16 protein-coding genes and 1 other RNA gene are annotated in these 20,674 nt (G+C 65.6%); 12 read left to right on the top strand and 5 right to left on the bottom strand.

The window, feature by feature from the left end; translation table 11 throughout:
- Positions 1–9: 9 nt before the first annotated feature.
- Positions 10–106, bottom strand: an RNA gene (gene ffs, locus NLM15_RS41745) — signal recognition particle sRNA small type.
- A gap of 184 nt (positions 107–290) precedes the next feature.
- On the opposite strand from ffs, the gene NLM15_RS41750 reads away from it, so the two are divergent.
- The 10 genes from NLM15_RS41750 to NLM15_RS41800 all read left to right on the top strand — a co-directional run bounded on the left by NLM15_RS41750 (position 291) and on the right by NLM15_RS41800 (position 9,754).
- Complete coding sequence (locus NLM15_RS41750) at positions 291–1,145, top strand: transporter substrate-binding domain-containing protein (protein ID WP_254123808.1); 855 nt, start codon at positions 291–293, stop codon at positions 1,143–1,145.
- Between the two features lie 133 nt (positions 1,146–1,278).
- The gene (locus NLM15_RS41755; protein WP_254123809.1) at positions 1,279–1,941 is read left to right on the top strand and encodes an amino acid ABC transporter permease; all 663 of its coding nucleotides are present in this window, start codon (positions 1,279–1,281) and stop codon (positions 1,939–1,941) included.
- Positions 1,938–2,732, top strand: a complete 795-nt coding sequence (locus tag NLM15_RS41760; RefSeq protein ID WP_254123810.1) for an amino acid ABC transporter ATP-binding protein — start codon at positions 1,938–1,940, stop codon at positions 2,730–2,732. The genes NLM15_RS41755 and NLM15_RS41760 overlap by 4 nt, the downstream gene beginning before the upstream one ends.
- Positions 2,732–3,487: an SDR family NAD(P)-dependent oxidoreductase gene (locus tag NLM15_RS41765; RefSeq protein ID WP_254123811.1), complete on the top strand. Its 756-nt coding sequence runs from the start codon at positions 2,732–2,734 to the stop codon at positions 3,485–3,487. The genes NLM15_RS41760 and NLM15_RS41765 overlap by 1 nt, the downstream gene beginning before the upstream one ends.
- Positions 3,484–4,611: a muconate cycloisomerase family protein gene (locus NLM15_RS41770; RefSeq protein ID WP_254123812.1), complete on the top strand. Its 1,128-nt coding sequence runs from the start codon at positions 3,484–3,486 to the stop codon at positions 4,609–4,611. The genes NLM15_RS41765 and NLM15_RS41770 overlap by 4 nt, the downstream gene beginning before the upstream one ends.
- Before the next feature lie 254 nt (positions 4,612–4,865).
- Entirely contained in the window at positions 4,866–5,285 is a 420-nt protein-coding gene (locus tag NLM15_RS41775) for an HIT family protein (protein WP_254123813.1), read from the top strand.
- Positions 5,286–5,296: 11 nt separating this feature from the next.
- Positions 5,297–6,241 (top strand): NAD(+) diphosphatase, encoded by a 945-nt coding sequence (gene nudC / locus NLM15_RS41780; RefSeq protein ID WP_254123814.1) that lies wholly within the window; start codon positions 5,297–5,299, stop codon positions 6,239–6,241.
- 13 nt (positions 6,242–6,254) lie between these two features.
- Positions 6,255–7,172 carry a sugar kinase gene (locus tag NLM15_RS41785; protein ID WP_254123815.1) on the top strand — a complete coding sequence of 306 codons (918 nt, stop codon included), beginning with the start codon at positions 6,255–6,257 and terminating at the stop codon, positions 7,170–7,172.
- 97 nt (positions 7,173–7,269) lie between these two features.
- Entirely contained in the window at positions 7,270–7,779 is a 510-nt protein-coding gene (locus tag NLM15_RS41790; protein WP_254123816.1) for an Lrp/AsnC family transcriptional regulator, read from the top strand.
- A 505-nt stretch (positions 7,780–8,284) separates the two neighbouring features.
- Positions 8,285–9,754, top strand: a complete 1,470-nt coding sequence (locus tag NLM15_RS41800; RefSeq protein ID WP_254123818.1) for a methyl-accepting chemotaxis protein — start codon at positions 8,285–8,287, stop codon at positions 9,752–9,754.
- 85 nt (positions 9,755–9,839) lie between these two features.
- Here the strand turns inward: NLM15_RS41800 and NLM15_RS41805 are convergent, their stop codons facing one another.
- The 4 genes from NLM15_RS41805 to NLM15_RS41820 all read right to left on the bottom strand — a co-directional run bounded on the left by NLM15_RS41805 (position 9,840) and on the right by NLM15_RS41820 (position 16,129).
- A complete protein-coding gene (locus NLM15_RS41805; RefSeq protein ID WP_254123819.1) occupies positions 9,840–11,339 on the bottom strand; it encodes a phosphomannomutase/phosphoglucomutase in 1,500 nt (499 codons plus the stop codon).
- A gap of 201 nt (positions 11,340–11,540) precedes the next feature.
- Positions 11,541–12,059, bottom strand: coding sequence for a TIGR02281 family clan AA aspartic protease (locus tag NLM15_RS41810; protein ID WP_254123820.1), 519 nt, complete (start codon positions 12,057–12,059; stop codon positions 11,541–11,543).
- Between the two features lie 119 nt (positions 12,060–12,178).
- Positions 12,179–14,656: an ATP-dependent helicase HrpB gene (gene hrpB / locus NLM15_RS41815; protein WP_254123821.1), complete on the bottom strand. Its 2,478-nt coding sequence runs from the start codon at positions 14,654–14,656 to the stop codon at positions 12,179–12,181.
- Positions 14,657–14,809: 153 nt separating this feature from the next.
- Positions 14,810–16,129, bottom strand: coding sequence for a UDP-glucose/GDP-mannose dehydrogenase family protein (locus NLM15_RS41820; RefSeq protein WP_254123822.1), 1,320 nt, complete (start codon positions 16,127–16,129; stop codon positions 14,810–14,812).
- A gap of 193 nt (positions 16,130–16,322) precedes the next feature.
- On the opposite strand from NLM15_RS41820, the gene NLM15_RS41825 reads away from it, so the two are divergent.
- On the top strand, positions 16,323–17,390 hold the full coding sequence (locus NLM15_RS41825) for an acyltransferase family protein (protein ID WP_254123823.1): 1,068 nt from the start codon (positions 16,323–16,325) through the stop codon (positions 17,388–17,390).
- Positions 17,391–17,576: 186 nt separating this feature from the next.
- Positions 17,577–20,645 (top strand): DNA polymerase I, encoded by a 3,069-nt coding sequence (polA, locus tag NLM15_RS41830; RefSeq protein WP_254123824.1) that lies wholly within the window; start codon positions 17,577–17,579, stop codon positions 20,643–20,645.
- The last annotated feature ends 29 nt before the right edge of the window (positions 20,646–20,674 follow it).

Genomic DNA, 20,674 nt, shown 5'->3' on the forward strand with positions numbered 1-20,674 from the left:
GAAAAACAGGTAGGAGACTGACGAGCGACCCGATCCGGACCTCGTTAGGGCTGCTTCCTTCCGGACCTGACCCGGTTGGCGAGTGGCTCGTCCACCGCCAATCTCCCGGTCCCTATTTGGGGCCAAAAGGCTGGGAAAGCAAGCGGGCATCATCTTGAAAGGCTTGATCTTGCCCAGCATCCGGGCAATTCCGGTTCTGCCCAGCCGATAGGCTGTGCTTTCGCTGCCGGAGACGCCTTGGTATGAACGCTGCCGGAGCTCCACTTCAACCAGAAAAGCGATTGATCCCAATGGTTACACGTCGTGATGTTGCATCGATTGTCGGGCTTGGCGCCATCGGCGCGGTGACCGCGGGCGCGCTGGCCTCTCCGGCCGTGGCCCAGGCGGCCGATCCGAACGAATCGACCTTCGCCCGCATCCGCCGCACCAAAAAGATGCGGATCGGCGCGGTCGGCGGCGGCGCGCCCTATTACATGAAGGATCTCGCCAGCGGCCAGTGGAAGGGATTCTACATCGACATCGCCAAGGGGCTTGCCGATGACATGGAGGCCGAGCTCGAGATCACCGAGACCACCTGGGGCAATTCGGTGCTCGATCTGCAGTCCAACAAGATCGACATCTTCTTCGGCCTCAACCCGACCCCGAAGCGCGCGCTGGTGGTCGACTTCTCGGTGCCGGTCTTCAACAACGCCTTCGGCATCCTCTGCAAGAAGGACTTCAAGCCGAAGAGCTGGGCCGAGCTGAACTCGCCCGACGTCAAGATCGCGGTCGACCAGGGCTCCTCGCACGACCAGGTCGTCAGCCGCCTGACGCCGAAGGCGCAGATCTCGCGGCTGAAGACCGCCGACGATGCCACCGCCGCACTGCAGACCGGCCGCGTCGACGCGCAGTGCCTGATCACCATGCTGTCGCTGACTGTGCTGAAGAAGAACCCGTCGCTCGGCCAGTTCGTGCTGCCGACGCCGATCTTCGCGACCACGTCGAACGCCGGCTTCCGCCGCGAGAACGACAAGACCTTCCGCGACTACGTCAACACCTGGATCGACTTCAACAAGGGGCTCGGCTTCATCCGCAACGCCATCATCACCAACATGGAGCTGGTGGGCGTGACCGAGGCGGACATTCCGCCGGGCGTTTCGCTGTAAGCTTCCACTGGTCATTCCGGAGCTCGCGAAGCGAGAACCCGGAATCTCGCGCTACAATCTCGAGATTCCGGGTTCGCCCTTCGGGCGCCCCGGAATGACGGTGCTAACGGCACCCACGACGAGTTAAACACGCATGTATCAGTGGGACTTCGGCATCCTCTGGAGCTATCGCTGGCTCTTTCTCAACGGACTCGGCGTCACCGTCGGCTTCACCGTGGTGATCGTGCTGCTCGGCCTCGTCTTCGGCCTGTTCGGGGCGTTCGGCAGCCTGTCGCGCTTCAAGGCGGTGCGTCTCGTCGCCCTCACCTTCATCGAAGCGTTCCGCTGCACGCCGATCCTGGTGCAGCTGATCTGGTTCTATTACGCACTGCCGATCCTCGCCGGCGTCGAGATGACGCCGATCACGGCCTCGGCGCTGGCGCTCTCGCTCTATGGCGGCTCGTTCTATTCCGAGATCATCCGCGGCGGTATCATCTCGATCGACAAGGGCCAGTCGGAAGCCGGCGCCGCGCTCGGCATGACGCCGGGCCAGAGCATGCGGCGCATCGTGCTGCCGCAGGCGATCAAACGCATGATCCCGGCGCTGATGAACCAGTCGATCATCCAGTTCAAGAACACTTCGCTGGTCTCGGTGCTCGCCGTGCCCGACCTCGTTTACCAAAGCCAGGTCGCCGCCCATGACAGCTACAGGCCGCTGGAGACCTACACCGCGGTTGCGGTCGCCTATGCGGCGATCCTGATCCCGCTCACCATCATCGTCCGCCGCGGCGAGAAGCGACTGGCGGTCAGCGAATGAGCGAGACGTCGAAAATCGAGATCCGCGGCCTGCGCAAGAGCTTTGGCAGCAACGAGGTTTTGAAGAACATCAATCTCGACGTCGCCAAGGGCGGTGTCGTGGCGCTGATCGGCCCATCCGGCTCCGGCAAATCGACGCTGCTCCGCTGCATCAATCTGCTGGTCGTGCCCGATGGCGGCAGCGTCCGCGTCGGCGACACGCGCTTTTCATTCGGCGACGGCGCCAAACTGCCGGACGTGAAGACGCTGGCGAAATTCCGCGCCACCACCGGCATGGTGTTCCAGCACTTCAATCTGTTCCCGCACATGACGACGCTCCAGAACGTCATGGAGGGACCGGTCACGGTGCGGCGCATGGCCAAGGCCGACGCCGAGAAGCTCGCGCGCGCGCAGCTCGCCAAGGTGGGCCTTGCGGAAAAGGCCGACCAATATCCGGCGACGCTGTCCGGCGGCCAGAAGCAGCGCGTCGCGATTGCGCGTGCGCTGGCGATGGAGCCGGACGTGATGCTGTTCGATGAAGCCACCTCCGCGCTCGACCCTGAATTGGTCGGCGAGGTGCTGAACGTAATCCAGCAGCTCGCGTCCGAGGGCATGACCATGGTGATCGTGACCCACGAGATCGCGTTTGCCCGCGAAGTCGCCGACCGTCTCATCTTCATGCGCGACGGTATCGTCGTCGAGGAAGGCCCCGCACGGCAGGTGATCGACAATCCGCAGGAAGCCGCGACGCGCGCCTTCCTCAGCCATTTCCACCGCACCGGCGCGTTGCCGCCGGCCAACGCAGCCTCGTGATGCCTGAGATCAACCGCGTCTATCTCGTCACCGGTGCCGCCAGCGGCATCGGCCGCGCCACCGCAAAACTGCTCGCAGCTCCGGGCACCGGGCTGCTGCTGCACACGCGCTCGAACGCAGAAGGTCTCGACGCCACGGCTGCGGACGCCGAAGCAAGAGGTGCTGTGGTCGCAAAATGCCTCGGCGATCTCGCCGAGGCAGCAGCCGTCACCGACGCCATCGCCGCTGCGCAACGCGCATTCGGTCGGCTCGACGGCTTGATCCTGGTCGGCGGACATGCCCGCCGCGGCAGCGCGATCGGCACGCCGGCGGATCAATTCCGGCAGGCGATGGATGAGTCCGCGCTGGCGTTCACGCGCATGGTCGAGGCCGCACTGCCGCTGCTGCGCACGGGGCAGGACGCGCGGATCGTGGCGGTGTCGTCGTTCGTGGCGCACGCGATCCGCCCGGAATTCGCGCCCTTCGCTGCGACGGCCGCGAGCCGCTCAGCGCTGGAAGCGCTGGTCCGCCTGACCGCGATCGAGCTCGCCCAGGACGGCATCACCGTCAACGCGGTTGCGCCGGGCCTCATCGTCAAGGACAAGCCGAGCGAGAGCCGGCTGTCGCCCGAGCAGATCGCCGCGACCGAGGCGCTGATCCCGATGCACCGCCGCGGACGGCCGGAAGAAGTGGCCGAGATCATCGCCTTCCTGGCATCACCCAAAGCATCCTACGTCACCGGCCAGGTCTGGCACGTCAATGGAGGCCTGACATGACCGAAACGACCGTCGAACGCATCAGGCTGTTCCTGATCGAGAGCCCGATCAAGATGGCGCGCCTGCAGGGCGTCGGCAACGTCAAGGGCACGGTCAAGCGCGTGCTGCTCGAGCTGACGTCCAGCGACGGCGTGGTCGGCTGGGGCGAGGCGGCGCCGTGGGAGGTGTTCACGGGAACGCCGGAAGCGGCGTTCTCCGCGCTCGATATCTATCTGCGGCCGATCGTGCTCGGCAAACCGGTGCGCCGCATCCGCGCGCTGATGGCCGAGCTCGACCGTGCGCTGGTCGGACACGCGGAAGCAAAAGTCGCGATCGAGATGGCGCTGCTCGACATCGTCGGCAAATCGTCGGGGTTGTCTGTCGCGGACCTGCTCGGCGGCCGCGTGCGCGACACGATCCCGCTGTCGTTCTCGATCGCCGATCCGGATTTCGCCGCCGATCTCGAGCGCATGCGAAAAATGGTTCCGGACGGCAACGTCATCTACAAGGTCAAGACCGGCGTGAAGCCGCATCGCGAGGACCTCGATCATCTCGAAGCGATCCGCAAGGAGTTCGGCGACAAGGTCGATCTGCGCGTCGACTACAACCAGGCGCTGGCGCCGTTCGGCGCCATCAAGATCCTGCGCGATGTCGAGGAGTTCGCACCGACCTTCATCGAGCAGCCGGTGCCGCGCAAATATCTCGACGTGATGGCGCAGCTCACCGCAGCGCTGGAGACGCCCGTGCTCGCCGACGAAAGCTGCTTCGACCGCCGCGACATGATGGAGGTGGTGCGCCGCGAGGCCGCCGATGCCGTCTCGATCAAGCTGATGAAGGCCGGCGGCCTGTTCGAGGCGCAGGCGATCATGGCGATCGCCGACATCGCCGGCCTGCCCGGCTATGGCGGCACGCTGTGGGAGGGCGGCATTGGGCTGGCCGCCGGCACGCAGCTGATCGCTGCAACGCCGGGCATCTCGCTCGGCTGCGAATTCTACATGCCGCATCACGTGCTGACCGAGGACGTGCTGGAAGAGCGCGTCGTCAACCGCGCCGGTCATGTGGTCGTGCCGGATGGCCCCGGCCTCGGCATCCGCGTCAGCGAAGCCTCGATCCGCGCCAATGCGCGGGTGCTCGCGGAGGCGTGATTCCTGTCATTCCGGGGCGCGCGCAGCGCGAGCCCGGAATCCATAACCACAGCGCCGTGTTTGGCGAGGTCTGGCAACTCCGAGTCTTCGCCAAACTACTCCCTGTGGTTATGGGTCCCGGATCTTCGCTTCGCTTGTCCGGGACGACGAGCGAGTATGCAGAAGCAGCTGAGCCCTAACCTTCCCCTCGCCAAATCCGTATCGTATGGTCGGACCATACAAGCCCGAACCCACCGGGCCACTCGGAAACGCATATGCCCGAACCCGCCTGGTCGCTGCACTCCCGCCTGAAAGAGGACACCATCGACATCGGCGATTTGCCGCTGTCGAAGGTGCTGGTCATCAAGGACGCGCATTATCCCTGGCTGCTGCTGGTGCCGCGGCGGCCTGATGCGGTCGAGATCATCGATCTCGACGAGGTGCAGCAGGCGCAACTCATGACGGAGATCTCCCGCGTCTCGCGCGCGCTGAAGGAGATCACCAAATGCGACAAACTCAATGTCGCCGCGCTAGGCAATCTCGTGCCGCAGCTTCACGTCCACATCATCGCACGCCGCACCGGTGACGCGGCCTGGCCGCGGCCGGTCTGGGGCGTGATGCCTCCCCTGGCGCATGACGCCACCGAGGTTCAGAATTTCATCAGCGCGCTTCGCCGAAAAATCTGGTTGGGTTGAAAGAACAAGAAATGTCAGCATTCGACGCATTTCCGCTGGGACAGCCGGCCTTCGTCACCAACGTCCTCGATCGCGCCGCGCATCTGCGCCGGGACGACGAAAAACTGTTCGCGATGGAGCAGAAGTCCTCATCGCGCGCCTATGTCGTCTACCGCGACTCGCTACTGGTGAAGCGCGAGGGCGACAAGGCGCGTGCACTGCTGTCGATCGACGAAGCGACGAAGTGCGGTGCCAATCCCGGCACGATCTTCCTGGGGCTTCGCGACGGCGCGGCGGTGTTCGGCATGGGGATGTCGCAGGCGGCAGCCGAGAAGCTGGTCGGCCGCGAGGACTACACCGTCACCGAGCTGCGCGGCATGGCGATGCAGGGCGCGATCCCGCCCGACGAGCTCTCGGCGATCGCGATGGCGAAATCGATGGTGAGCTGGCATCAGCGCCACGGCTATTGCGCCAATTGCGGCACGCGGAGCGCGATGAAGGAAGGCGGCTGGAAGCGCGACTGCCCCGCCTGCAAGGCCGAGCACTTTCCGCGCACCGATCCCGTCGTGATCATGCTGGTCGCCTCGGGCGAGAAGTGCCTGCTCGGCCGCCAGAAGCAGTTTCCGCCGGGGATGTATTCCTGCCTCGCCGGCTTCGTCGAGGCCGCCGAGACCATCGAAGACGCGGTACGCCGCGAGATTCTCGAAGAATCCGGGATCCGCTGCACCGACGTGCAATATTACATGACCCAGCCCTGGCCCTATCCGTCGTCGCTGATGATCGGCTGCAGCGCGCGCGCCCTGAACGAGGACGTCGTCGTCGATCACTCGGAGCTGGAGGATGCGCGCTGGTTCACGCGCGAGGAGGCCGCGCTGATGCTGGCGCGGACGCATCCGGACGGATACGCCGGTCCGCATCCGTTCGCCATCGCCCACCATCTGCTCGGCCGCTGGGTGCACGACAAGAGCGGCACTTGAGCTGAGACCGCCGATGGCCGGGACCGCGCCGCGCATTCTCTGCATCGGCATTCCCGTGCGCGACCTCACCTTTCGGGTCGAGGCAATGCCCGCGCGCGGCAGCAAGGCCAACGCGAACCATCTCGCGGAGATTTGTGGCGGCAACGCGCTGAACGCCGCCATCGCGGTGGCACGACTAGGCGGCCGCGTATCCTTTGCCGGGCCAATGGGCGACGCGGGCGAGACATCGAGCGGGTTCATTCTCGAGCGGATGGCGCAGGAGGGCATCGACACCAGCCGCGTCGTGCGCATGCCGGGCCTGACCACGCCCGTCTCGGCGATCATGATCGAGCCCTCGGGCGAGCGGACGCTCACGATCTATCGCGATCCCGCCCTGTGGAGCGTGAAGCTGCCCGACGCCGACGAGCTGCTCGCCGCGTGCCAAGCGGTCCTCGTCGAGAGCCGCTGCGGCGCCTTCTGCATCGATCTCTGCGCCGAGGCGCGACGGCGTGGCATTCCTGTCATCGTCGGCGTCGATCGCGCCATGGCGCTGACCGACAGCCTGCTCACGCGCGCCTCGCATCTGCTGTTCGCCAGCGAACAGGTGCAGGAGACCGCCGGGATCGCCGATGACGGCGACGCCCTGAGGCACCTCGCCGGACTGACGCCCGCCTTCCTCGCCGCCACGCGCGGCCCACGTGGCACGATCTGGCTGAACGCAGCGGGCGAGCCGGAGGAGACACCGGCCTTCCCCGTCGAGGCGGTCGACACGCTCGGCGCCGGCGACGTCTTCCATGGCGCCTTCACGCTTCGCCTCGCCGAAGGCGAGGAGGTGCGGGAGGCGCTGCGATTCGCCGCGGCCGCCGCAGCGCTGAAATGCACCCGCCACGGTGGCGGCCCGGCTGCCCCGCAACGTATTGAAGTTGAAAGGTTTTTACGAGACAGGTCCTAGAGCGATTCCAGGGGCGCGCCGAGATTATGGGCTTGCGATAGAAGATTTTTCTATATATCAGGGAAAGTAGCCCTCATATTGGAACAAAGTTCTTCAAATGACTGATGTCGCTGTCCAGCTCCCCGAGACCAGCCGCCGCCTCGATGCCATCGACCGCAAGATCCTGATGGTACTCCAGGAAGATGCCTCCCTGTCCGTCGCCGAGATCGGTGATCGCGTCGGGCTGTCTTCGACCCCTTGCTGGAAACGCATCCAGCGCCTCGAGGCCGACGGCGTGATCCTGAAGCGGGTCGCCCTGGTCGACCAGAACAAGATCGGGCTCGGTATCTCGGTGTTCGTGTCAGTCGAGAGCGCCGATCATTCGGACGCCTGGCTGAAGAAGTTCGCCGAGGCCGTCAGCGCCATGCCCGAGGTGATGGAGTTTTACCGCATGGCCGGCGACGTCGACTACATGCTGCGCGTCGTGGTCGCGGACATGCAAGCCTACGACGTGTTCTACAAGAAGCTGATCAGCGCCGTGCCGCTGAAGAACGTCACCTCGCGCTTCGCGATGGAGAAGATCAAGTCAGTCACCGCGCTGCCGATCCCGGCAGTGGTGGCGGCCTGAAGTCCAGCCATCAAGCTCGGCGGCAACTGGCCGCCGGCGTCCGTAGAGTCCCTGCCCCCGCCCGATTCGGTACCTCGGTAAGCAAGCATTTACCGAGAATTAGCTCCGTGCGCCTATCTATGCGGCATGGAGGGGAAAACGGCGATTCCGTCCCGGCGATGGCCTGCCTGGGCGAATGCGGCGACATTGCTCGTCGCAGGCTGGATCGCACTCGCTATCCTCACCTTACAGGTTCGTCCGGGCGCGACAGTCGTCGCGGTTGCGTTTCCGCCCTGGTGGAGCACGCAACAGGTTTTTCAGGCTGCGGGATCCGCGCAAGCGGCGATCGTCGGGGCAACTGCCCTTCCCACCCTCCTCGTCGTCCGCCCGGATGACCATGACGGACTGCGCCGCCTGCATGATGCGGGCGCCTGGTTCGTGATGGACGCGCAAGCGGTCTCAGCATGTTTTGGCAGATAGCCTTCTGGCGTGTAGCCACTCGGCTCGTAGTCCTGGAGAGGATGAAATGGTTGTCGAGAACGACGGTCTCGAATCGCTGCGCCAGACCACCAGCAAGATGCTCGTTGCAGCGCTCTGGCTGCACGTACCGATCAGCATGACGATCGGCCTTGCGCTCGGCAAGGCCTGGCTGATCCCCGCAATCTTCATGGCGATCTTCGCGCTCGCTGCGACCCTGTCCTGGCGCATGTCGGGCAATGGCCTCTCCACGCGCCTCGTTTTTGCCGTCGCGCTGATGAGCGGCGTGTCGATGTTCACCTACCAGTTCGAGGGACATCCCTGGCAGATCGACATGCACATGTACTTCTTCGCGGCGCTGGCCTGCACGGTCGCCTATTGCGACTACCGGCCGATCGTCGCCGCGACGGTCGCGGTCGCGCTGCATCACATCGCGCTGAATTTCCTGCTGCCCGCGGCGATCTATCCCGGCGGCTCCGATTTCGGCCGCGTCGTGCTGCATGCGGTGATCCTGCTGATCGAGGCCGGCGTGCTGATTGCACTGGCGCACAAGCTGCAGGAGCTGTTCGAGACCACGGCGGTGAAGACCGCCGAGGCGCAGGCCGCGATGGCGGCGGAAGCGCGCGCCAACAGCGAGCGCCACGACGTCGAGCAGCGCGCCAAGGACGAGCGCGAGGCGGCCAAGCAGCGGCTTGCCAGCAATTTCGAGCGCAGCATCGGCGGCATCGTGCATGCCGTCGCAGTTGCCGCCAGCGAAGTGCAGCAGCTGTCATCGGCGATGAGCAACAACAGCACCGACACCGCGCGGCAGACCGCCGCGGCGGCCGCAGCGTCGAACCAGGCGTCGAGCAATGTCGAGACGGTCGCGGCTGCGACCGAGGAGCTCACCGCATCCGTCACCAGCATCACGCAGCAGGTCGCCCGCTCCGCGGAGATCGCGGCCAAGGCCGCGGATGAGGCCCGCCGTACCAACGAGGTGGTCGAGGGCCTTGCCAGCGGCACGCAGAAGATCGGCGAGGTCGTCACACTGATCCAGAACATCGCGAGCCAGACCAATCTGCTCGCGCTGAACGCCACCATCGAGGCTGCGCGGGCCGGCGAGCACGGCAGGGGATTTGCGGTGGTCGCGAGCGAAGTGAAGGCGCTGGCGAACCAGACCGCGAAAGCCACCGAGGAAATCTCGGCGCAGGTCCAGAACATCCAGAGCGCGACCAACGATGCCGTCAATGCCATCCAGGCGATCGGCACGACGATCGCGGAGATCGACCAGATCTCCGGCCAGATCTCGAGCGCGGTCGATCAGCAGGGCCTGGCGACGCGCGAGATCGCCGGCAGCCTGCAACAGGCAGCCACCGGCACGCGCGAAGTCAACGACAACATCGTCGGCGTCAGCAAGGCCTCCGAACAGGCCGGCGCCGCCGCCACGAAGATGCACCAGGCCGCAGCCGGACTGTCATCGCAGTCCGACCGTCTCAAGTCCGAGGTTGACGGCTTCCTGGGCTCGCTGCGGACGGCGTAAGCGCCGTGTGACGCTGCTCCTTCACCTCTCCCCGTCAGAACGGGGCGAGGGAGCACACCGCCGATGACGCAGCGAATCGCCTCAATCAGATCTTCTGATTGTACTCGCCGACTTCGGGATGGGTGCGCAGCACGCTGTTCACCATCTCGAACATGTCGTGCATGCGCTGCTCGGAGACCGGGCTCTCGACCACGACGACGAGCTCGGGCTTGTTGGAGGAGGCGCGCACCAAACCCCAGCTGCCGTCCTCGACCGTAACGCGCACGCCGTTGACGGTGACGAGATCGCGGATCGCCTGCCCGCCGATCTTGGCGCCCTTGGCCTGCAAGCCCTCGAAGTGCTTCACCACTTGGTCGATGACGCCGTATTTGGTCTCGTCGGCGCAATGCGGCGACATGGTCGGCGACGACCAGGTCTTCGGCAGCGCGTTCTTCAGGTCGGCCATCGACTTGCCGGGGGCGCGATCGAGCATGTCGCAGATCGCGATCGCGGAGACGAGCCCGTCGTCATAGCCGCGTCCATAGGGCTTGTTGAAGAAGAAGTGGCCGGACTTCTCGAAGCCCGCGAGCGCGCCCGTCTCGTTGGTGCGGCGCTTCATGTAGGAATGGCCGGTCTTCCAATACGCGACCTTGGCGCCCTGCTTCTGCAGCACGGGATCGGTGACGAACAGGCCGGTCGACTTCACGTCGACGATGAACTGCGCATCCTTGTGGATCGCCGACATGTCGCGCGCCAGCATCACGCCGACCTTGTCGGCGAAGATCTCCTCGCCGGTGTTGTCGACGACGCCGCAGCGATCGCCGTCGCCGTCGAAGCCGAGGCCGACGTCGGCCTTGTGATGCAGCACCGCGTCGCGGATCGCGTGCAGCATTTCCATGTCTTCCGGATTCGGATTGTATTTCGGGAAGGTGTGGTCGAGCTCAGTGTCGAGCGGGATCACCTCGCAACCGATCGCCTCCAGCACCTGCGGCGCGAACGCGCCGGCGGTGCCGTTGCCGCACGCTGCAACCACCTTGAGCTTGCGCGTCAGCTTCGGACGGCCGGTGAGATCGGCGATGTAGCGCGCGGGATAGTTCTCGTGAAACTGGTAGGAGCCACCGGCCTTGTTCTTGAACTCGGCGCCCAGCACGATCTCCTTCAGCCGCGTCATCTCGTCGGGACCGAAGGTCAGCGGGCGGTTGGCGCCCATCTTCACGCCGGTCCAGCCATTATCGTTGTGCGAGGCCGTGACCATGGCGCAGCAGGGCACGTCGAGGTCGAACTGCGCGAAATAGGCCATCGGCGTCACCGCGAGCCCGATGTCGTGCACCTTGCAGCCCGCAGCCATCAGGCCGGAGATCAACGCATATTTGATCGAGGCCGAATAGCCGCGAAAGTCGTGGCCGGTGACGATCTCCTGCTTGACGCCGAGCTCGGCAATCAGCGCACCCAGCCCCATGCCGAGCGCCTGGATTCCCATCAGGTTGATTTCCTTCTGGAACAACCAGCGCGCGTCATATTCGCGAAAACCCGTGGCCTTCACCATCGGCTCGGATTCATAGGCGTAGGTGTTGGGCAGCAAGACGGATTTCGGCTTGGGAAACATTGAGACGGTCTCATGAAAAGGGCAGGAATTGATGCAGCCTTAGCGAATGCCGGGCCGCAGCGGAAGGCGGGATTGGCGCCTTATGGATGATAATTGCGGCAGTTTGGTAACGGCAAAGCAGGGCCTGGCGGGAGTTTCATCCGCTCCGGCCGTCCTGAAAAATTCATGCGAACGACGGTTCGTCAGCGCGCGTGGAGCGGCTTACTGCTCCAGCACCATCTGGCCGTTGGCGTATTCGAAGCGCTTGAGGCGGGACAGGAAGGAGAGGCCGAGCAGGTTCTCCGAGAGGGCCTCGTCCGGCAGCACCATGGCGTCGACGTCGCGCACGACGAGGCCGCCGACATCGAGCATGGCGATGCGGGTGCGCGCGGCCTTGATGGTGCCGTTGGCGGTGGAGACGGTGGCGTTGTACTCGCCGCGCGAGGGACGCAGGCCGAAACGCGCGGCCGAGGTCTCGTTCAGCGCCACCACGGACGCGCCGGTGTCGACCATGAAGCCGATGCGCTGGCCGTCGATCCGGCCATCTGTCTGGAAATGGCCGCGACCATCGCGGGGGATGCTGAGGCTGCGACCGCCGGCCGGCGCCGCCGTCGTCGTCGCAGCTGCGAGCGCCGTGCGCGGCACCGACGTGGCCGAGGCAGAGCTCATCTTGTCCGCCATCTGCGCCATGAAAGTACCGAGGCCGATCATGATGGCCGCGAAGATCACAATGTTACGCATCACACCACTTCCGAGCCGGAAAGCCCGATTTCATCACGCGCCACGGCCATCCGCGAGCGACGCCGCCGCCGGGCCGGTGTCATTTTGACGAAAAGGATGAGCGAACGGTTAATGGCTTCTCACGTCCCGCGCGGCTTCGCCCGCCGGGTCGGCAATGCGCTGGCCGGATCGTCCGGCCAGGGATGGCGCGGATAGCGGCCGCGCAGGTCGGAGCGCACCGCGGCGTAGCTGCCGCGCCAGAAGCCGGGGAGATCGCGCGTCACCTGCACCGGACGCTGCGCCGGCGACAGCAATTCCAGCACCAGCGGTACCTTGCCGGCGGCGATCGACGGGTGGGTGTTGAGCCCGAACAACTCCTGGAGCCGCACCGCAATGGTCGGCCCCTGCTCGGCCTCGTAGTCGATCGCGAGCATGCTTCCGGTCGGTGCCTCGAAATGCGTCGGCGCCTCGCGATCGAGCCTTGCGCGCATCTCCCAGGGCAACAGCGCCATCAGCGCGTCGGAGAGATCGCCGGCGGAGACCTCTTTCAGTGCAATCTTGTCGTAGAGCGCGGGCACCAGCCAATCGTCGCGCCGCGCGACCAGCCCGCCGTCTGACAGGTCGGGCCAGCTGTCGCCCTCGGCCTTGCGCAGGAACATCACGCGGTCGCGCCATTGCTTTGCGGCCTTGGACCAGGGCAACCGGTCGAGGCCAGCCGCGATCAGGCCATCGGCGAAAATTCGCGCGGTGTCCTCCGAGGGCGACACGGCAAGTGTAGCCTCGGAGAGCGTGATCGCATGCAGCGCGCGCTTGCGCCGCGCGCGCAGCGCCATCGCGCCGCGATCGAAGGAAATCTCGTCGACGGTCTCGATATGCTCGGCGAAATGCCGCTCGATGTCGTCCTCGCTGATCGGCGCCGCCAGCAGGATACGGCCGCTCGCCGCCGTGCCCGTCATCTCGCCGATCGCGATATAGGGCGCGCGGGCGAGCGAGGAGGTCTGCTCCACCGCGGCGCCGCGACCATTGGCGAGCACGAAGCTGCCATTGCCGCGATTGCGCGCGACGCGGTCCGGGAAGGCGTAGGCGAGCATCAGGCCGGTCGAGAGATCATCCTGTCCGGATGCGACCTTCTCCGACGCTGCGACCTGCGAAGCCCAGCGCCGGGCGAGATCGCGCGCGCTCGCGGCGCGCGGCGAGCGGTCGCGGCGGAACTGGTCGCGCCGGTATTCGAGATCGACGCTGTCGCCGCCGAGCCCGCGCTCGGTGATGATGGCTGCGATCTCGGCGGCAGCTTCGCCGCTGCCGACGCGATGCGAATCCACGATCATGCGCGCCAGCCGCGGCGGCAGCGCCAGCGCACGCAGGCTCCTGCCTTCCGCGGTGATGCGGCCGTCGCCGTCGAGCGCGTTGAGCTCTTCGAGCAGGCTTTTGGCTTCCTTCCAGGCCGGCTGAGGCGGCGGATCGAGGAACGACAGGGCCGCGGGATCGGCAACGCCCCATTGCGCGAGGTCGAGCACCAGCGAGGACAGGTCGGCGCTCAAAATTTCCGGCTGGGTGTAAGGCGCGAGCGAGGCCGTCTGCGGCTCGTCCCAGAGCCGGTAGCAGACCCCGGGCTCGGTGCGGCCGGCACGGCCGCGGCGCTGATCCACTGCCGCACGCGCAGCGCGCACGGTCTCGAGCCGCGTCAGCCCGATGTCGGGCTCGTAGCGCGGCACGCGGGCGAGACCGGAATCGACGACGATGCGCACGCCTTCGATGGTCAGCGAGGTCTCCGCGATCGAGGTCGCCAGCACCACCTTGCGCGTACCCTTCGGCGCGGGCGCGATCGCGCGATCCTGCACGGCAGCATCGAGCGCGCCGAACAGCGGCACGATCTCGATGGAGGCATCCTGGACGCGCTCGCTGAGGAAATTCTGGGTGCGGCGGATCTCGGCGGCGCCCGGGAGGAACGCCAGCACCGAACCGCTATCGGCGCGGAGGGCAGACGCGATCGCATCTGCCATCTGCCGCTCCACCGGCGCATCTGCCTTGCGGCCGAGATAGCGCGTCTCGACCGGAAAGGCGCGACCCTCGCTTTCGACGACGGGGGCATCGCCGAGCAGCTTTGCTACGCGCGCACCGTCGAGCGTTGCCGACATCACGAGGATGCGCAGATCCTCGCGCAGGCCGGTTTGCGCATCGCGCGCCAGGGCAAGGCCCATGTCGGCGTCAAGCGAACGCTCGTGGAATTCGTCGAACAGGATTGCGGCAACGCCCGAGAGCTCTGGATCGTCGAGAATCTGGCGGGTGAAGATGCCCTCGGTCACCACCTCGATGCGCGTCGCGCGCGAGATCTTGGAGCCGAAGCGCACGCGGTAGCCGACGGTTTCGCCGGCCCGCTCGCCGAGCGATTTGGCCATGCGGTCGGCGCTGGCCCGCGCAGCGATGCGCCGCGGCTCCAGCACGATGATCTTCTTGCCTGCGGCCCAGGGCGCATCGAGCAGCGCCAGCGGCACGCGCGTCGTCTTGCCGGCCCCCGGCGGGGCCACCAGCACAGCGGCGTTATGCGCCTCCAGCGTGCGCGAGAGGTCGTCGAGCACGGCATCGATCGGAAGGGGCGTGTCGAAGCTGCGGGGCAAGTATCTATCCGTTCGTCATGCCCGGGCAAAAGCGCGAAGCGCGTCTTCGCACAAGAGTCCCCGGCATTCACGTTCTCATACGACGAAGCAAACAAAACGTGGACGGCCGGGACAAGCCCGGCCTTGACGAATTTAGCGGATAATCAGTCCGTATCAGCCCTGCTGCACCGGCGGACGTCCAACGCTCTCATAGACGAACCCGGCGGCTTCCATGTCTTCGGGACGATAGATGTTGCGCAGATCGACGACGACGGGCTGGGTCATGGTCGTCTTCAGCCGGTCGAGATCGAGCGCGCGGAACTGCACCCATTCGGTGACGATGACGAGCGCATCGGCACCTTCAGCGCAGGAATAGGCGTCCTCGCAATAAATGATGTTCGGCAGCTCGCCCTTGGCCTGCTCCATGCCGACGGGATCGAAGGCCTTGACCGTCGCGCCCATGTCGATCAGGCCGGTGACGAGCGGGATCGACGGCGCATCGCGCATGTCGTCGGTGTCGGGCTTGAAGGTGAGGCCGAGCACGGCGATGGTCTTGCCGCGCAAGCTACCGCCGAGCGCCTGGCCGACCTTGCGCGCCATCGCGCGCTTGCGGTTCTCGTTGACCGCCAGCACGGATTCGACGATGCGCAGCGAGACGTCGTAGTCCTGCGCGATCTTGATCAGCGCCTTGGTGTCCTTCGGGAAGCACGAGCCGCCGAAGCCGGGACCGGCATGCAGGAACTTGGTGCCGATGCGGTTGTCGAGGCCAATGCCGCGCGCGACCTCCTGGACGTTGGCGCCGACCTTTTCGGAGAGATCCGCGATCTCGTTGATGAAGGTGATCTTGGTCGCGAGGAACGCGTTCGCGGCGTATTTGATCATCTCGGCGGTGCGGCGCGCGGTGAACATCAGCGGTGCCTGGTTCAGCGACAGCGGGCGATAGACGTCGCCCATCACCTTGCGGCCGCGCTCGTCGGAGGTGCCGACCACGATGCGATCGGGATATTTGAAGTCGCGGATCGCCGCGCCCTCGCGCAGGAATTCGGGATTGGAGGCGACGACGACATCGGCCGACGGATTGGCCTCGCGGATGATGCGCTCGACCTCGTCGCCGGTGCCGACCGGAACGGTCGATTTGGTCACGACCACCGTGAAGCCCGACAGCGACTGCGCGATCTCTTTCGCGGCGGCGTAGACATAGGACAGGTCGGCGTGACCGTCGCCGCGGCGCGACGGCGTGCCGACCGCAATGAAGACGGCATCGGCATCCGCGACCGGCTTCGACAGGTCGGTGGTGAAGTCGAGCCGCTTCGCCTTCACATTGGTCGCGACCAGCTCGTCGAGGCCGGGCTCGTAGATCGGGATCTCGCCGCGATGGAGCGCTGCGATCTTCTTCTCGTCCTTGTCGACGCAGGTGACGTCGTGACCGAAATCCGCAAAGCAGGCTCCGGACACCAGCCCCACATAGCCCGTTCCGATCATCGCGATTCGCATGAAAGACCCTGTTCCAGCTTGGTTAACGAAACCCCAATCCAGGCCGGTTTAGCATTTTCCTGAGGGGAGGGAACAGTCCGCATGTAAAAACCGGCACGCGAATTGTACCGGTAAAGAAATCGTAAACCGCAAGGCTCCACACTGCGCCACGCCCGCACAGAGCCGGGCGGATCGCGCCTCGAAAAGGGACACCATGGCACTATCAGGGACAATCGCCGCGGGCGGGCTTTCCAAGGCCCCTTCTGCGGCGCGTGTCGACTGGGTCGACTATGCCAAGGGCATCTGCATCGTCATGGTCGTGATGATGCATTCGGTGCTGGGGGTGGAGCTCGCCGCCGGCAAGACCGGCTTCATGCATGTCGCCGTGGCGTTCGCAAAGCCGTTCCGGATGCCGGACTTCTTCCTGATCTCGGGCCTGTTCCTGCCATTGGTGATTGATCGGGACTGGCGAACCTATCTCGACCGCAAGGTGGTGCATTTCGCCTATTTCTATGTCGTCTGGGTGACAATCCAGTTCGGCTTCAAGGCGCCCGCATTCGCCGCGGAGACGAGCTGGCGCGACGCCGGCCTCCTGTATCTGGAATCCTTCATCGAGCCGTTCGGCACGCTCTGGTTCATCTATCTGCTGCCGATCTTCTTCGTCGTCACAAAATTGACACGGCGAGTCCCGCCGCTGGCGATCTGGCTCGTCGCCGCCGCGCTGGAGACGGCGCGCATCTCGACCGGATGGACGGCGATCGACGAATTCTGCGCACGCTTCGTGTATTTCTATTCGGGCTACCTGTTCGCGCCTTACGTGTTCGCGCTGTCCGATCGCGCGCGCGGCCGCCCCGCGCTTGCGCTGGCAGCGCTCGCGACCTGGGCGCTGGTCAATGCGGGCCTCGTCGCGTGCGGCGCCAGCGAATGGAAGATCGTCTCACTCGCGCTCGGCTTCGCCGGCGCCTGCGCCATCATCACGGCCGGCGCGCTGCTCGCGCGCGCGCACTGGCTGAACTTCTTCCGCTTCTGCGGTGAGCATTCGATCGTGATCTACCTCGCCTTCTTCCTGCCGATGGCGACGACACGAACGCTGCTGCTGCGCACCGGCATCATTGCCGACATCGGCACGGTGTCGCTGATCGTCACCATTGTCGGCGTGCTCGGCGCGCTGGCGATCTGGCAGGCCGCGCTGCGGCTCAATGCGCACTTCCTGTTCGAACGGCCGGATAATTTCTGGATTGCGCCGAAGAAGGCGGGCGCGCAGTTGCAGGCGGCGGAGTAGCGGTGTCGTCGCCCGGCTTGACCGGGCGACCCAGTATTCCAGAGACAGTCATTGTCGACCGATAGGCCGCGGCGTACTGGATTCCCCGGTCAAGCCGGGGAATGACAGTGGGGATAGCGGCGCCAGCAAGCCAAAAATCCCCCTCCCAAGGCTGTCAAAGCCCGCAAAAATTCATACATTGCGGCCATGCCCAAGACATCCCCGAAGACCACCGCCAAAGCTGACACCAAAGCTGCTGCGCCCAAGGCCGCCGACACCAAACCCGCTGCGCCAGCTGCTGCCAAACCGGTCGCGGCGAAGGCCGCGGGCAAGGGCGACCACATCTTCCTGGTCGACGGTTCCGGCTATATCTTCCGCGCCTATCATGCGCTGCCGCCGCTGAACCGCAAATCCGACGGCCTGCAGGTCAACGCCGTGCTCGGCTTCTGCAACATGCTGTGGAAGCTGCTTCGCGACATGCCCGCCGACAACCGGCCGACGCATCTGGCCATCGTGTTCGACAAGTCGGAAGTCACGTTCCGCAACAAGATCTACCCGGAGTACAAGGCCCACCGGCCGCCGGCGCCTGACGATCTCATTCCGCAGTTCGCGCTGATCCGCGAGGCGGTGCGCGCCTTCGACCTGCCCTGCCTGGAGCAAGGCGGCTTCGAGGCCGACGATCTCATCGCGACCTATGCGCGGCAGGCCAGCGAACGCGGCGCCACCACGACCATCGTGTCCTCCGACAAGGATCTGATGCAGCTCGTGAACGACAAGATCACCATGTACGACACCATGAAGGATCGCCGCATCGGCATCCCCGAGGTGATCGAGAAGTTCGGCGTGCCGCCGGAGAAGGTGGTCGAGGTGCAGGCACTGGCCGGCGATTCCACCGACAACGTGCCGGGCGTGCCCGGCATCGGCATCAAGACCGCAGCGCAATTGATCGTCGAATATGGCGACCTCGATCAGCTCCTGTTCCGCGCCACCGAGATCAAGCAGCCGAAGCGGCGCGAGGCGCTGATCGAGAACGCCGAGAAGGCACGGATCTCGCGTCAGCTGGTGCTGCTCGACGACAAGGTCGAGCTGGACGTACCGCTGGACGATCTCGCCGTCCACGAGCCCGATGCCCGCAAGCTGGTCGCCTTCCTCAAGGCGATGGAATTTTCCACGCTGACGCGCCGCGTCGCCGACTATTCGCAGATCGATCCGGCCAATGTCGATGCCGATGCGAGCAACAGCAGCAGCGCGAAGGCCGGTGGCGCCGCCGCGAAAGCAACATCGCCCGAGGCTTCCGGCGATCTCTTCGCCGCTCCTGCGGCCGCCGCAACGGGCGGCGACAAGGGCGACAAATCGGCGAGCGTCAAGGGCGCGCCGATCTCGCTGGCCGCGGCGCGCGAAGAGGCGCTGCGCAAGCTTCCGGTCGACCGCGGCAAGTACCAGGCGATCAAGACGCTCGCCGAACTCAATGCCTTCATCGCACGCATCCATGATTCTGGTCAGGTCGCGATCGAAATGCGTGCGAACTCCATCGATCCGATGCAGGCCGATCTCTGCGGCATCGCGCTGGCGCTGGCGCCGAACGAGGCCTGCTATGTGCCGCTCGCACACAAGCAGTCCGGCGGCGGTGCCGGTCTGTTCGATGCGGGTCTCGCGCCCGACCAGATCAAGCATGCCGACGCCATCGAAGCGCTTCGTCCGGTGCTGGAATCGTCAGGCATTCTCAAGATCGGCTTCGACGTCAAGTTCACCGCCGTGATGCTGGCACAGCACGGCATCACGCTGCGCAACTCAGACGATGCGCAGCTGATCTCCTATGTGCTCGATGCCGGCCGCGGCTCGCACGGGCTGGAATCGCTGTCCGAGCGCTGGTTCGGCCACGCCATGTTGAAGGAAAGCGAGCTGCTCGGCAGCGGCAAGGGCAAGATCACCTTCGACCAGGTGCCGATCGACAAGGCTGCGCCGCTGTCGGCGGAAGGCGCCGACATGACCTTGCGGGTGTGGCGCGTGCTGAAGCCGCGCCTCGTCGCCGAGCACATGACCGCGGTCTACGAGACGCTGGAGCGTCCGCTCGTCTCCGTGCTCGCGCGGATGGAGCGGCGCGGCATCTCGATCGACCGCCAGGTGCTGTCACGTCTGTCCGGCGACTTCGCCCAGACCGCGGCGCGCGTCGAAGCCGAGATCCAGGAGATCGCAGGCGAGCCGGTGAATGTCGGCAGCCCGAAGCAGATCGGCGACATCCTGTTCGGCAAGATGGGGCTAAGCGGCGGCACCAAGACCAAGACCGGCGCGTGGTCGACGACCGCGCAGGTGCTCGACGAGCTCGCCGAGCAGGGCCATGACTTCCCGAAGAAGATCCTGGAGTGGCGCCAGGTTTCAAAATTGAAATCGACCTACACCGACGCGCTGCCGACCTACGTCAACCCGCAGACCCATCGCGTGCACACGACCTACGCGCTGGCCGCGACCACGACGGGCCGGCTGTCGTCGAACGAGCCGAATCTGCAGAACATTCCGGTGCGCACCGAGGACGGCCGCAAGATCCGCCGCGCCTTCATCGCGACACCCGGACACAAGCTCGTCTCCGCCGACTATTCGCAGATCGAGCTGAGGTTGCTCGCCGAGATCGCCGATATTCCTGTGCTGAAGCAGGCGTTCCGCGACGGGCTCGACATTCACGCCATGACGGCCTCCGAAATGTTCGGCGTGCCGATCGAGGGCATGCCGAGCGAGGTCCGCCGCCGCGCCAAGGCGATCAATTTCGGCATCATCTACGGCATCTCGGCGTTCGGCCTCGCCAACCAGCTCGGCATCGCGCGCGAGGAAGCCTCCGCCTACATCAAGAAATATTTCGAGCGCTTCCCCGGCATCCGCGCCTACATGGACGAGACGCGCGACTTCTGCCGGAGCAACGGCTATGTCACCACGCTGTTCGGCCGGAAGATGTACTATCCCGACATCAAGGCTTCGAACGCCTCGGTGCGCGCGTTCAACGAGCGCGCCGCCATCAACGCGCGGCTCCAGGGCACCGCCGCGGACATCATCCGCCGCGCCATGACGCGGATGGAGGATGCCCTGGTGCAGAAGAAGCTGTCGGCGCAGATGCTGCTCCAGGTGCATGACGAGTTGATCTTCGAGGTGCCTGACGCGGAAGTCGAGGCGACGCTGCCGGTCGTGCAGCACGTGATGCAGGACGCCCCCTTCCCGGCGGTGCTGCTGTCGGTGCCGCTGCATGTCGATGCGCGCGCGGCGAACAATTGGGACGAGGCGCACTGATCTCTCCACCAGCACGGTGTCGTCCCGGC

Source organism: Bradyrhizobium sp. CCGB20 (assembly GCF_024199855.1).
In the GTDB taxonomy this organism is placed as follows: Bacteria; Pseudomonadota; Alphaproteobacteria; order Rhizobiales; family Xanthobacteraceae; genus Bradyrhizobium.

Coding starts and splice junctions, on each gene's coding strand:
- NLM15_RS41750 (WP_254123808.1), top strand. CDS start 291: ATGGTTACACGTCGTGATGTTGCATCGATTGTCGGGCTTGGCGCCATC.
- NLM15_RS41755 (WP_254123809.1), top strand. CDS start 1,279: ATGTATCAGTGGGACTTCGGCATCCTCTGGAGCTATCGCTGGCTCTTT.
- NLM15_RS41760 (WP_254123810.1), top strand. CDS start 1,938: ATGAGCGAGACGTCGAAAATCGAGATCCGCGGCCTGCGCAAGAGCTTT.
- NLM15_RS41765 (WP_254123811.1), top strand. CDS start 2,732: ATGCCTGAGATCAACCGCGTCTATCTCGTCACCGGTGCCGCCAGCGGC.
- NLM15_RS41770 (WP_254123812.1), top strand. CDS start 3,484: ATGACCGAAACGACCGTCGAACGCATCAGGCTGTTCCTGATCGAGAGC.
- NLM15_RS41775 (WP_254123813.1), top strand. CDS start 4,866: ATGCCCGAACCCGCCTGGTCGCTGCACTCCCGCCTGAAAGAGGACACC.
- nudC (WP_254123814.1), top strand. CDS start 5,297: ATGTCAGCATTCGACGCATTTCCGCTGGGACAGCCGGCCTTCGTCACC.
- NLM15_RS41785 (WP_254123815.1), top strand. CDS start 6,255: ATGGCCGGGACCGCGCCGCGCATTCTCTGCATCGGCATTCCCGTGCGC.
- NLM15_RS41790 (WP_254123816.1), top strand. CDS start 7,270: ATGACTGATGTCGCTGTCCAGCTCCCCGAGACCAGCCGCCGCCTCGAT.
- NLM15_RS41800 (WP_254123818.1), top strand. CDS start 8,285: ATGGTTGTCGAGAACGACGGTCTCGAATCGCTGCGCCAGACCACCAGC.
- NLM15_RS41805 (WP_254123819.1), bottom strand. CDS start 11,339: ATGTTTCCCAAGCCGAAATCCGTCTTGCTGCCCAACACCTACGCCTAT.
- NLM15_RS41810 (WP_254123820.1), bottom strand. CDS start 12,059: ATGCGTAACATTGTGATCTTCGCGGCCATCATGATCGGCCTCGGTACT.
- NLM15_RS41820 (WP_254123822.1), bottom strand. CDS start 16,129: ATGCGAATCGCGATGATCGGAACGGGCTATGTGGGGCTGGTGTCCGGA.
- NLM15_RS41825 (WP_254123823.1), top strand. CDS start 16,323: ATGGCACTATCAGGGACAATCGCCGCGGGCGGGCTTTCCAAGGCCCCT.
- polA (WP_254123824.1), top strand. CDS start 17,577: ATGCCCAAGACATCCCCGAAGACCACCGCCAAAGCTGACACCAAAGCT.